We start from the raw sequence: 12026 nt of genomic DNA, 5'->3' as shown, positions 1-12026 counted from the left end.
GCTGGTCAGATGACCTTCTGCAGGCAAGATAATGATAAACCACCATATATTTGGTGGTTTTTTCCATGAATATGCTGTGACTCTGGTGGATAATGCCAGGTTTTCCGCCCGCTGTTTCAGGAAACCGCCATGACCCGGCCACTGCTTGCCGATATCGACCTCGACGCCCTGCGTCACAACTACCGGATCGCTCGTGACCTCGCCCCCCACAGCCGAGCCCTGGCAGTGCTCAAGGCCGATGCCTACGGCCATGGTGCAGTGGCCTGCGCCCGTGCACTGGAAGGCCTGGCCCCGGCCTTCGCCGTGGCCTGTCTCGAGGAGGCCGTGGCCCTGCGCGAGGCGGGTGTCTCCACGCCGATCGTGCTCCTCGAGGGCATCTTCGAGGCAGGCGAGCTCGAGCAGGTGGAGGCGCTGGGGCTGTGGATGGCGGTGCACAGCGACTGGCAGCTGGATGCACTGCTGGCCCGGCGGCCGGCCCGGCCGATCCCGGTCTGGCTCAAGGTGGACTCCGGCATGCACCGGCTGGGCTTTCCCCCGGAGCGGGCCGAGGCCGTCTGGGCGCGTCTGGCCGAAGCGCCGCAGCACGCCTGTGATCTGCACCTGATGAGCCACTTCGCCACCGCCGATGCCCTGGAACCGCGCTACTTCCAGCACCAGCTGGCGCTGCTGAAGAGGCTGGCCATGCGCCTCGAGGCGCCCACCTGCCTGGCCAACTCGCCGGCGACCCTGGCCTGGCCCGAGGCCCATGGCGCCTGGAACCGCCCCGGGGTGATGCTCTATGGTGGCGACCCCCTCGAGGCCTCCAGCGAGGCCAGTCGCCGACTCGCGCCGGTGATGACCCTGCGCTCACGCCTCATCGCCGTGCGCGAGCTCGCCACCGGCGAGCCGGTGGGCTATGCCGGGCGCTGGAAGGCGCCGCGGCCATCGCGGATCGGCGTGGTGGCCTGCGGCTATGGCGACGGCTATGACCGGCACGCCGTCGACGGCACCCCGGTACTGGTCGAGGGGCAGCGCACCGCCATTGCCGGCAAGGTCTCCATGGACATGCTGACGGTCGATATCACCGACATCCCGGGTGCCGACATCGGCAGCGAGGTGGTGCTCTGGGGGCGGGCGGCCAACGGGGCCGTGCTGCCGGTGGACGAGGTGGCGCGGTACTGCGATACCATCAGCTATACCCTGCTCACCGGGGTGCTGCCGCGGGTGCCGAGACGGTATCATGGCGGTTTTGCTGACGGATAACGGCATGTCACGGAAAGACTATCCCAGGTCCTTCGCCCATCCCCGCTACTGGCCGGTGTGGCTGGCCATCGGCCTGATGCACGTCGCCGCCTGGCTGCCCTGGCGGCTCAAGCTGTGGCTCGGGAAGGCCATCGGCCTGCTGGCCATGCGGCTGGTGCCGCGCCGCCGGCACATCGTCGAGACCAACCTGCGGCTCTGCTTTCCGGAACTTGGCGAGGATCGCCTGCAGCGACTCGTTCGCGACACCTTCGTCGCCAACGGCATCGGCCTCCTCGAGACGGCCACCGGCTGGTGCCGCGACCCCGAGCACCTGCGCCACCGGGTGACCTTCAAGGGGCAGGAGCACATGGCGCGGGTGCAGGCCGAGGGCAAGGGGGCGCTGATCATCGGCGTGCACTTCTCGACCCTCGATCTGGGGGCGGCGCTGCATTCGCTGTTCTTCCGGGCGGATGCGGTCTACCGGCCCCACAACAACCCGCTCTTCGACCGTTTCATGGGCCGTTCCCGCCAGGACTACTTCGATGCGACGCTGGACCGCCGTGACCTGCGCGGGGTGGTGCGGCGGATCAAGGAGGGCCATGCCGTCTGGTATTCGCCGGACCAGGACTTCGGCCGCCATGCCAGTGTCTTCGCCCCCTTCTTCGGTATCGAGGCGGCCAGCGTCAGGCTCACCGCCAAGATCGCCCGCATGACCGGGGCGCCGGTGATGCCGCTGATCTTCCATCGCAACCCCGACGACCGCACCTATACCCTGGAGTACCTGCCACCGCTGGAGGGCTTCCCCAGCGGTGACGAGGTGGCGGATGCGGCACGGGTGAACGCCTTCATCGAGGGGGCGATCCGCAAGCATCCGGAGCAGTACCTGTGGCTCCACCGGCGCTTCAAGACCCGCCCCGAGGGCGAGCCCTACCCCTACTGAGCGGTGCCTGCCGTCACAAGTCGCTACCAGCGGTAACTTGCAATGGCGGGCCAGCACGACAAGCCTGAAGGGGCCGCCGGGCGAACACCTCGCACCGGAAACGCCGACCGGAAAAAGGAGGTTCCACATGCTTGGCAACGCCATGCTGTTCCTGATCATTGCGATCATCGCGGCCGTTCTGGGATTCACCGGAATCGCCGGTGCCGCCGCCTGGATCGCCCAGATTCTCTTCGTGCTGTTCCTGATCCTGTTCGTGGTGTCGCTGATCCGCGGGCGACGCTGACGTCCGAACCATCCGACAGCCCTTCACCGGAACGACGAAGGCCCCACCGCGGGGGTGGGGCCTTCGCGCAGGAGCGACAGGCGTCGACTCAGGCGTCGATGCGCTTGTACTTCATGCGGTGCGGGGTGTCGTCGCCGACGCGCTTCCGGTGATCCGCCTCGTACTCGGTGTAGTTGCCCTCGAAGAACTCCACGTGGGAGTCGCCCTCGAACGCCAGGATGTGCGTGGCGATGCGGTCGAGGAACCAGCGGTCGTGGGAGATCACCAGGGCACAGCCGGGGAAGGCCAGCAGCGCCTCCTCCAGCGCCCGCAGGGTCTCGATGTCCAGGTCGTTGGAGGGCTCGTCGAGCAGCAGCACGTTGGCGCCCTGCTTCAGGGTCTGGGCCAGCTGCAGGCGGCCGCGCTCGCCGCCGGAGAGGTCCGAGAGGCGCTTCTGCTGGTCGTTGCCCTTGAAGTTGAAGCGGCCCACGTAGGCCCGTGACGACACCTCGTAGCCGTTGATGTTGAGGATGTCCTGGCCGTCGGAGACCGCTTCCCAGACCGTCTGCTTGTCGTCGAGGGCGTCGCGCAGCTGCTCGACGTAGGCGATGTCGACGGTCTCGCCGACCACCACCTCGCCGGCGTCGGGCTGCTCGAGGCCCTTGACCAGCTTGAACAGGGTCGACTTGCCGGCGCCGTTGCCACCGACGATGCCGACGATGGCCCCCTTGGGCACGGTGAAGGAGAGGTCCTCGTAGAGCAGCTTGTCATCGAAGGCCTTGGTGACGCCGTGGAACTCGATGACCTTGTCACCCAGGCGCGGGCCGGGCGGGATATAGATCTCGTTGGTCTCGTTGCGCTTCTGGAAGTCGCCGGACTGCATCTCCTCGAAGCGGTTGAGGCGTGCCTTGCTCTTGGCCTGGCGGCCCTTGGCGTTGCTGCGCACCCACTCCAGCTCCTGCTTGATGGCCTTGTTCCTGGAGGCTTCCTGCTTGGCCTCCTGCTCGAGACGCTTCTCCTTGGCCTCCAGCCACCCCGAGTAGTTGCCCTCGAAGGGAATCCCCTGGCCGCGGTCGAGCTCGAGGATCCAGCCGGCCACGTTGTCGAGGAAGTAGCGGTCGTGGGTGATCGCCACCACGGTGCCGCTGTAGTCGTGCAGGAAGCGCTCCAGCCAGGCCACGGATTCCGCATCCAGGTGGTTGGTGGGCTCGTCGAGCAGCAGCATGTCGGGGCTGGAGAGCAGCAGCCGGCACAGCGCCACGCGGCGGCGCTCGCCGCCGGAGAGGTGGCCGACCCGGGCCTCCCAGGGCGGCAGGCGCAGGGCCTCGGCGGCCACTTCCAGCTTGCGGTCCAGGTTGTGGGCGTCAGAGGCCTCGATGATGTTTTCCAGGCGCGCCTGCTCGCTGGCCAGGGCGTCGAAGTCGGCATCCGGTTCGGCATAGGCGGCGTAGACGGCGTCGAGCTTCTCCTGGGCCTCCTTGATCGCACCCAGGGCCTCTTCCACGGTCTCGCGGACGTTCTTGTCGTCGTCGAGCTGGGGCTCCTGGGGGAGGTAGCCGACATTGATGCCCGGCATGGGGCGGGCCTCGCCCTCGAACTCGGTGTCGACGCCGGCCATGATGCGCAGCAGGGTCGACTTGCCCGCACCGTTGAGGCCCAGCACGCCGATCTTGGCGCCGGGGAAGAAGGACAGGGAGATGTCCTTGAGGATCTGCTTCTTGGGGGGCACGATCTTGCCCACCCGGTTCATGGTGTAGACGTATTGCGCCATGGAATGCCACTTGTTTGGAGGATTTCAGTGGCCACGATGATAGTGGCCGGGCCGGGGAAAGGCCAGCGGTGACTCGGAGGAAGCGTTGGCGGGAGGCGAGTGCCCCCCTGTCGCGGGGAGGCGCACGGCCGACGGGGCGTGCCCCGTCGACTCGGGCAGGCAGGCTGTCACTCCTCCTCGTCGTCGTCGAGGAGCATCCAGTCATCCTCGATGGCGCGCCGCAGGCGGCGCTCTTCCAGCAGCGACTCGACGCGTCGGCGGGCGCGCAGGGTGTCGGCACGACTGGTGGGGCGTGAGCGGCCGTAGTCGTCGTCGTTGACCGCCTCTTGGTAGTCCTGCTCGTCGTCGAGCGAATCATTGACCAGGGGTTCACGGCTCATGCGATGCCCTCCCATGACCCAGTACCATTCGGAATCGCTTCTCGTCCGAATGCGCGGACCCTGAAGCGCCAGCCGGCAACCGCGGTTGCCTGCTGGCTATATATATCCCGCGACGCCCCGGGGCAAGCCCCCCGAGCGATTTTTTTCGGCGCCTCGCAGGCCACCGTGAAGCGTATCCGCAGGAGGCCGGCTCCGGCGGGGCTCGGCGGGCCTCACGCGGGACCTTGCCCGGCCTTCAGGCGCTCCAGCTCCTGCTGGGCCTCGACACGTTCGGTGACGTCCTTCTGCACGCCGATGTAGTAGGTGAGGTTGTCGTCCTCGTCGTGGACGGGGGTGATCGACAGCTCATTCCAGAACAGGGTGCCGTCCTTGCGGTAGTTGCGCAGGACCTCGCGACAGGGGCGACCCTCCTGCAGGGCCTTGCGTATCACGTCCAGTGCCGGCTGGTCGCGATCCTCGTTCTGCAGGAAGCGACAATCACGGTAGAGGATCTCGTCGGCGCTGTAACCTGTCAGGCGCTCGAAGCCCTGGTTCACGTAGATCAGGATGTTCTCGTCGCCCTCCTGCTCGGCGACCACGATGCCGTCTTCCGAGGCATCGATGATGCGTTCCAGCAGTTGCGGGTTGATCAGGGATGGTCGTTTCATGCAGGGGTTCCTGTCGCGGTTCCCGTCCGGGCGCCTGGGGGCGCCGCCCGGGAGCGTTGTGTTGACTCCATCATGGCCAGCCGGGGCCCGGATTTCAACGCGCCGGGCACCCGGCCCGGCATCATGCTCACTGTTCCACCTCCGGCAGCCGCTGGGCACTGGCGGCCGCGGCCAGCGCCGTGGCCGCCAGCACCACCAGCAGCCAGTGGGTGCCGAGCCACTGGGCCAGGGCGCCGACCATGCCGCCGACCGCGAGCATCAGCACCCCGGTGAGGGTGTTGGAGAGGGCCACGTAGAGGGCGCGGTTGTCCTGCCCGGCCATGTCGACGATGTAGGTCTTGCGGCCCAGGCGTACCCCGGCATGGACGATCACCAGCAGGGCGTAGACCAGGGCATAGGGCCAGACCGTGGCGGTCCAGCCGGCCTGCAGCCAGGCGAAGGCGGCCCCCAGCAGGCAGCAGGCGGCAGCCCCCAGCCCGGCATCGCGCATCACCCGGCGGCTGGAGGCATCGGCGCGCTTCCCCCACACCGGGCTGGCCACCATGCCGGCCACCCCGGAGACCAGGATCAGCACGCCGAGGCCGCCCAGCTCCCTGCCGCTCTGCTGCTGGCCCAGCAGCGCCACGTAGGGCAGGGCCAGGGCGCTGGAGAGCAGCAGGGCGCGGCTGACATTGAAGTGCAGGAAGGCGCGGTCGTCGCGCAGCAGGCGCAGGCCGAGCCGGATGCTGTCCCAGGCGTTCTCGCCGCCCTCCACGGCACCCGGGGTCTCGCGGATGCGCGCCGCGCAGAGGGCGTTGAGCGACCAGCCCAGGGCCGACACCCCGAGCAGCACCGCCAGCGCCAGTTCCCCGGGGCGATCCTCGAACAGCATCAGCACTGCGCCGGCGAGCAGCGTCACGCCCCCGGCCACGCCGCCGCTCCAGCCCATCAGGGTGCCGCGGCGGCGCTTGGCGATGGTCTTGCCCAGCACATCCTTGGTGGCGATGGAGGAGAGCCCCCGGGCCAGCGACAGGAGCACCAGCACGATCAGCACCAGGGCGCCGCCGATCCCGCCTCCACCGAACAGTGCCAGCAGCGCGAGGCCGGCAGCGGCGGCGGCCTGCAGCGCCCCACCGATCGCCCAGGCCCACTTGCGCTCGGGTTGGAGGCGGATGAAGCCGGCCACCAGCAGCTGCGGCAGCAGCGCGCCGGCCTCGCGGATCGGTACCAGCAGGCCGACCATCCACAGTGGTGCCCCCATCACCCCGAGCAGCCAGGGCAGCACCAGGCGGGCACTGGCGAGTTCGTCGGCGAGCTTGTTGCCCAGCGAGGCCACCAGGTGCAGGAAGAAGTTGCGGGGCTGCTCGTCGCAGGCCTCGTCGGGGATGTCCCGGCACATCCGGCTGTCCTCGTCGCCGGTGAGCCACTCGTAGAGGCGGGACTGGCTGGTCTCGCGTTCGGCCATGGGGCGTCCTGACTGTTATCATCCGAGGCGTCATTGTCGCGACCCGGGGGGCGCCATGTCACGCATTCGAATTCACTACTGTACCCGGTGCCAGTGGTTGCTGCGCAGCGCCTGGCTGGCCCAGGAGCTGCTCTCCACCTTCGGCGAGGCGCTCGAGGAGGTGGCCCTGGTGCCCTCCCACGGCGGCCATTTCGAGATCTTCCACGACGAGGAGTCGATCTGGGAACGCCAGCGCGACGGCGGCTTTCCCGACAGCAGGACGCTGAAACAGGCGGTACGGGATCGCCTCGACCCCGAACGCGACCTGGGACACATCGATCGATAGCGGGATGCCGCCACTGCCCACAGGGAGGGGATACATGACACGGGATCGTCAGGCCATGCTCTACGGGCTGGGCGCGGTGGCGCTCTGGTCGACGGTGGCCACCGCCTTCAAGGTGGCGCTCGCCTACATGTCGCCGCTGGAGCTGATCTGGCTCGCCTCGCTGGTCTCCTGGGCGCTGATCGGCGTGCTGGTGGCCCGCCAGGGGCTGCTGGGCGAGGCGCTGAGGCGTGGCTGGCGCACCGCCGCCTGGGCCGGGCTGATGAACCCGGTGGCCTACTATCTGGTGCTGTTCGCCGCCTACGACCGCCTGCCGGGGCAGGAGGCCATGGCGCTCAACTATACCTGGGCGCTGGCCATGGCCTTCCTCGCCGTGCCGATCCTGGGCCAGCGCCTCACCCGCACCGACGTGGTCGCCGGGCTGGTGGCCTACTCGGGCGTGTGGGTGATCGCCACCCGCGGGGCGGTGTTCGACGTCGCCTTCGCCGACCCGCTGGGTGTCGGCCTGGCACTCGCCTCGACCCTGCTCTGGGCGTTCTACTGGCTGCTCAACGCCCGCGACCACCGTCCGCCGCTGGTGGCTCAGTGGCAGAACTTCAGCGTCGGGATGCCGGTGCTGACGGTGCTGCTGCTGGCCGGGCCGGGCCTGCAATGGCACGGCTGGGCAGGCCTCGGCGCCGGGGTCTACGTGGGGCTGTTCGAGATGGGTATCGCCTTCGTGCTCTGGCAGCTGGCGGTGCACAAGGTATCGCGTACCGCCAAGGTGTCGAACCTGATCTTCCTCTCGCCGCCGGTGTCGCTGGTGCTGCTGTTCCTGGTGGTCGGCGAGCCGATCCTGCCCTCGACCCTGGTGGGGCTGGTGCTGATCCTCGGTGGCCTGGGGCTTCAGCAGTGGCAGAAGAGCCCGGCGCCGGCGGCTCAGTCCTGATCGACTTCCGCCACCAGGACATCATGCGCCTGCAGCAGCGGCTCGAGGGCCGGCCAGACATTGTCGAGGATGATCGGCTGGGCGGCGGCGGTGGGGTGGATGCCGTCGGACTGCATCAGGCCATCCTCGAGGGCAACCCCCTCGAGCAGGAAGGGCACCAGGGCCAGTTCGTATTCGTCGGCGAGGCGGTGGAAGACCCCGGTGAAGGCGTCCCGGTAGGCCTGGCCGTAGTTGGGCGGGATATCGATGCCCAGCAGCAGCACCTCGGCGCCGGCTTCCCGGCTGGCCTCGATCATCGTCGCCAGGTTGGCTTCGAACTGGCCCGGCGGCAGGCCGCGCAGGCCATCGTTGCCACCGAGTTCGAGCAGAACGATGTCCGGCTCGTGCTGTCCGAGAAGCTCGGGCAGCCGGCTGGCGCCCCCACCGCTGGTTTCTCCGCTGATGCTGGCGTTGACCATCTGCACCTTCCCGTCCAGGCGCGCCTCCAGCAGACTGACCCAGCCCTCCTGCCGTTCGATGCCGTAGGCGGCGCTGAGGCTGTCGCCGAGCACCAGCAGTACCGGGCGCGACTCGGCATGTGCCGGGGCGCCCGCCAGGACGAGCACCAGGGCCAGCCAGGCGAGTGCCAGCGGATACCACGGGTGGCCGCAGCGCCATGCCCGCCGGCGTGCGGGACCGGCGGGCCACTGCCGTACGTGTACCAGACCAACAGGGAACCCTTTCATCATGCCTACCACCTCTCGAACGGATGCTGCACCGATTCTACACGCCGACGGGCTGGCCAAGCAGGTCCGGAGCGGCGAGCGACGGCTCACCATTCTGAGTGGCCTCGGGCTCACGGTGTTCCCCGGCGAGAGCGTGGCGATCCTCGGCCAGAGCGGTGCCGGCAAGTCGACCCTGCTGGGACTGCTGGCCGGGCTCGATGCCCCCAGCAGCGGCGAGCTCGAGCTGTTCGGACAGTCGCTGGCGGCACTCGACGAGGATGGCCGGGCCCGGCTGCGTGCCGGCCGGGTGGGCTTCGTGTTCCAGAACTTCCAGCTGTTGCCGACCCTGACCGCGCTGGAGAACGTGCTGCTGCCGCTGGAGCTCAGCCCCCGGCCCGACGCCGAGGCCCGTGCCCGCGACTGGCTGACCCGGGTGGGCCTGGGCGAGCGGCTGGACCACCTGCCCAAGCAGCTCTCCGGCGGTGAGCAGCAGCGGGTGGCCCTGGCCCGGGCCTTCGTCACCGGCGCCGAGCTGGTGTTCGCCGACGAGCCCACGGGGAACCTGGACCCGGCCACCGGCGAGCGCATCATCGAGGCGCTCTTCACGCTCAATCACGAGGCGGGCACCACCCTGGTGCTGGTGACCCACGACCAGGCCCTGGCCCGGCGCTGCGATCGCTGCCTGCGCCTGGAGGAGGGGCGGCTGGTGGAGATGGCCCGCGATGAGGTGGACGCATGAGTGACATCGCCTCCTTCCTGGGCCGCAGGATGCGGATGCCGCGGCTGGCGGCCCGCGGTCTGGTCCGGGACCTGCGTGCGGCCGACGTGCGCGCGCTCTTCGTGGCCCTGGCCCTGGCGGTGGCCGCCTCCACCATGATCGGTTTCTTCCTCGACCGCCTCGACCGCGGGCTGACCCGGCAGGCGGGCCAGCTGCTCGGTGGCGACCTGGTGCTGGAGCAGAGCCGCCCCTTCGATGCCGCGCTGCGCCAGGACCTGGAGGCGGCGGGCCTGACCCTGAGCGACCAGGTCGGCATGGTCTCCATGGTCAGCTTCGGCGATGCCTTCCAGCCCGCCAGCCTCAAGGTGGTGGACCGGCGCTACCCCCTCTACGGGGAGGTCCATGTCGATCAGGGGCAGGGGCGCGAGACGGTCGCCCATGGGCCGGCGCCCGGCGAGGCCTGGCTGGCGCCGCGGCTGGCACTGCTGCTGGAGGTCGACCTCGGCGACAGCGTGCGGGTGGGCGAGGCCGAGCTGACCGTCGCCGGCCTGATCGAGCGCGAACCCGACCAGCAGGGCGGCTTCGGCAACTTCAATCCGCGGCTGATGATGCATGCCGACGACCTGGCGGCGACCCACCTGGTGCAGGATGGCTCGCGGGTCTCCTTCGAGCTGCTCGCTGCCGGTCCGGTGGAGGCGGTGGATGGCCTCGCCCCGCTGCTCGAGCGGCTGCGCCGGGACGGCGTGGAGGTTCGCGACGTGCGTCGCGACCGGCCGCAACTCGGCAATGCCCTGGAGCGGGCCGAACGCTACCTGAGCCTGGCCGGGCTGGCCGCCGTGCTGCTGGCGGGGGTGGCCGTGGCCATGGCCACCCGGCGCTATGTCGACCGCCACCTGGATACTGCGGCGCTGCTGCGCTGCTTCGGGGCGACCCAGCGCGAGCTCACCGGGCTCTTCGCGCTGCAGTTGCTGTGGCTGGCGCTGGTCGCCTCGGCGATCGGCGCCGCCCTGGGGCTGGTCGGACAGGCGGCGCTGCTGCGCCTGTTGACCGCCTTCCTGCCGCTGGAGCTGCCGCCGCCGGGGGTGTTGCCACTGTGGCTCGGGGTGCTCACCGCCCTGGCGGTGCTGGTGGGCTTCGCCGGCCCGACCCTGCTGCGCCTCAAGCGGGTCAGCGCCCTCAAGGTGCTGCGTCGCGAACTCGACCCGCTGCCCGTCTCGGCCTGGCTGGTGGTGGCCGTGGCCACCCTGGTGTTCGGTGGCCTGCTGTGGCTCTACTCCGGCGACCCGGGCCTCTCCGCCGGGCTGCTGCTCGGTGGCCTGGTGATGCTGGTGGTGCTCTGGGGGCTGGGCGCGCTGCTGCTCTCGCTGGTGCTGCGGCTCGCTGCGCGCCTTCCCCGGCGGGGCGGGCAGGAGGGCGGCCTCGCCCAGGCACTCAGGCTGGGCGGGCAGCAGCTCGCCCGTCGGCGGCGGGCCAGCCTCGGCCAGCTGCTCGCCTTCTCGGTGACCTTCTTCGCCATGGCGATGATCGCCCTGGTACGCGGGGATCTGCTGACCACCTGGCAGGACCAGTTGCCCGAGGACACCCCCAACTACTTCGCCATCAATATCCAGCCCGCGGAGCGCGAGGCCTTCGAGGACGCCCTGGGGGATGCCGCCGACGCCCGCAGTGCCCTCTATCCCATGGTGCGCGGACGCATCACCGCCATCAACGACATGCCGCCCCGCGAGGCGGTGCCGGTGGAGTCCCGGGGCGACAACGCCCTGCGTCGTGAGCTCAACCTGACCTGGCGCGAGACCCTGCCCGAGGGCAACCGCCTGGTGGCGGGGCAGTGGTTCGATGATCTGGACGCGCCGGATGCCTCCGGCTGGCTCGGTGCCGTGGAGGCCGAGCCCCGCGTCGAGAGGGTGCCGATCTCCATGGAGGACGGCCTGGCCGAGCGCTTCGGCCTCACCCTGGGCGATACCCTCACCTTCACCATCGGCGGGGCCGAGATCATCGGCGAGCTGACCAGCCTGCGGGACCTCGACTGGGACAGCTTCCGGCCCAACTTCTACGTGATCTTCCCCCCCGGCGTTCTGGAGCGCTTCGGCCACAGCTACATCACCGCCTTCCACCTCGATGCCGGGCAGGGCGAGACCCTGCGCCACCTGGTGCGGGCGTTCCCCGGGGTCTCGCTGCTCAATATCGATGCGATCCTCGGCCAGGTGCGCGAGGTGCTCACCCAGGTGACCCGGGCGGTGGAGCTGGTGCTCGGCTTCGTGCTGCTGGCCGGCATCAGCGTGCTCTATGCCGCCCTGACCGCCAGCCGCCCGGTGCGTGCCCACGAGAGCGGCCTGCTGCGGGTGTTCGGCGCCGGCAATCGGCTGCTCTCCCGGACCCAGGGGGCCGAGTTCGCCATCCTGGGACTGGCCAGCGGCCTGATGGGGGCGCTGCTCGCCGAGCTCGCCACCGCCGCCATCTACCTGGCCTGGTTCGACCTGGCACCACGGCTGCATGGCTGGCTGTGGCTGGTGCTGCCGCTGGGGGGAGCGCTGCTGATCGGCGTCATCGGCCACCTGCTCTCCCGGAGCCTGCGCCGCCAGGCGCCGGCGGCCAGCCTCGGGCTGCTGGGAGAGGCCTGAACCCGAGCCGCGACGTCGGCCACTGCGTTGAACCGGCATTGGCCATCGTCGCCCACGATGCCGCAGCG

The 12026-nt window shown here is 69.7% G+C and carries 12 protein-coding genes; 7 read left to right on the top strand and 5 right to left on the bottom strand.

Features of this window, described 5'->3' with window-relative positions; all coding sequences use genetic code 11:
- The first annotated feature begins 129 nt into the window (after positions 1-129).
- The 3 genes from alr to ACOMD9_RS11580 all read left to right on the top strand — a co-directional run bounded on the left by alr (position 130) and on the right by ACOMD9_RS11580 (position 2444).
- A complete protein-coding gene (gene alr, locus ACOMD9_RS11590) occupies positions 130-1242 on the top strand; it encodes an alanine racemase (RefSeq protein WP_421414945.1) in 1113 nt (370 codons plus the stop codon).
- Between the two features lie 4 nt (positions 1243-1246).
- Positions 1247-2161 carry an LpxL/LpxP family Kdo(2)-lipid IV(A) lauroyl/palmitoleoyl acyltransferase gene (gene lpxL, locus ACOMD9_RS11585; RefSeq protein WP_421414943.1) on the top strand — a complete coding sequence of 305 codons (915 nt, stop codon included), beginning with the start codon at positions 1247-1249 and terminating at the stop codon, positions 2159-2161.
- 127 nt (positions 2162-2288) lie between these two features.
- The gene (locus ACOMD9_RS11580) at positions 2289-2444 is read left to right on the top strand and encodes a DUF1328 domain-containing protein (protein WP_421414941.1); all 156 of its coding nucleotides are present in this window, start codon (positions 2289-2291) and stop codon (positions 2442-2444) included.
- A gap of 88 nt (positions 2445-2532) precedes the next feature.
- On the opposite strand, the gene ettA is transcribed toward ACOMD9_RS11580, so the two are convergent.
- The 4 genes from ettA to ACOMD9_RS11560 all read right to left on the bottom strand — a co-directional run bounded on the left by ettA (position 2533) and on the right by ACOMD9_RS11560 (position 6665).
- The gene (ettA, locus tag ACOMD9_RS11575; RefSeq protein ID WP_421414940.1) at positions 2533-4194 is read right to left on the bottom strand and encodes an energy-dependent translational throttle protein EttA; all 1662 of its coding nucleotides are present in this window, start codon (positions 4192-4194) and stop codon (positions 2533-2535) included.
- Positions 4195-4361: 167 nt separating this feature from the next.
- Positions 4362-4574 carry a PA3496 family putative envelope integrity protein gene (locus tag ACOMD9_RS11570; protein WP_421414938.1) on the bottom strand — a complete coding sequence of 71 codons (213 nt, stop codon included), beginning with the start codon at positions 4572-4574 and terminating at the stop codon, positions 4362-4364.
- Between the two features lie 212 nt (positions 4575-4786).
- Complete coding sequence (locus ACOMD9_RS11565) at positions 4787-5221, bottom strand: PAS domain S-box protein (protein ID WP_421414935.1); 435 nt, start codon at positions 5219-5221, stop codon at positions 4787-4789.
- 127 nt (positions 5222-5348) lie between these two features.
- Positions 5349-6665, bottom strand: coding sequence for an MFS transporter (locus tag ACOMD9_RS11560; protein ID WP_421414933.1), 1317 nt, complete (start codon positions 6663-6665; stop codon positions 5349-5351).
- A 55-nt stretch (positions 6666-6720) separates the two neighbouring features.
- Between ACOMD9_RS11560 and ACOMD9_RS11555 the strand changes: the two genes are divergently transcribed.
- Both ACOMD9_RS11555 and ACOMD9_RS11550 read left to right on the top strand, forming a co-directional pair.
- Positions 6721-6990, top strand: coding sequence for an Rdx family protein (locus ACOMD9_RS11555; protein WP_421414932.1), 270 nt, complete (start codon positions 6721-6723; stop codon positions 6988-6990).
- A 34-nt stretch (positions 6991-7024) separates the two neighbouring features.
- Positions 7025-7915: a DMT family transporter gene (locus ACOMD9_RS11550; protein WP_421414930.1), complete on the top strand. Its 891-nt coding sequence runs from the start codon at positions 7025-7027 to the stop codon at positions 7913-7915.
- Here ACOMD9_RS11550 and ACOMD9_RS11545 read toward each other — a convergent pair.
- Positions 7906-8643 (bottom strand): arylesterase, encoded by a 738-nt coding sequence (locus ACOMD9_RS11545; protein ID WP_421414929.1) that lies wholly within the window; start codon positions 8641-8643, stop codon positions 7906-7908. The genes ACOMD9_RS11550 and ACOMD9_RS11545 overlap by 10 nt on opposite strands.
- On the opposite strand from ACOMD9_RS11545, the gene ACOMD9_RS11540 reads away from it, so the two are divergent.
- Positions 8642-9358, top strand: a complete 717-nt coding sequence (locus ACOMD9_RS11540; protein ID WP_421414928.1) for an ABC transporter ATP-binding protein — start codon at positions 8642-8644, stop codon at positions 9356-9358. The genes ACOMD9_RS11545 and ACOMD9_RS11540 overlap by 2 nt on opposite strands.
- Positions 9355-11958 (top strand): ABC transporter permease, encoded by a 2604-nt coding sequence (locus tag ACOMD9_RS11535; RefSeq protein ID WP_421414926.1) that lies wholly within the window; start codon positions 9355-9357, stop codon positions 11956-11958. The genes ACOMD9_RS11540 and ACOMD9_RS11535 overlap by 4 nt, the downstream gene beginning before the upstream one ends.
- The last annotated feature ends 68 nt before the right edge of the window (positions 11959-12026 follow it).

It is taken from the genome of Halomonas terrestris, assembly GCF_049166755.1.
Classification (GTDB): domain Bacteria; phylum Pseudomonadota; class Gammaproteobacteria; order Pseudomonadales; family Halomonadaceae; genus Halomonas.
Note: the sequence above shows the minus strand (reverse complement) of the source record. Positions and strands in the feature narration are given on the sequence as shown.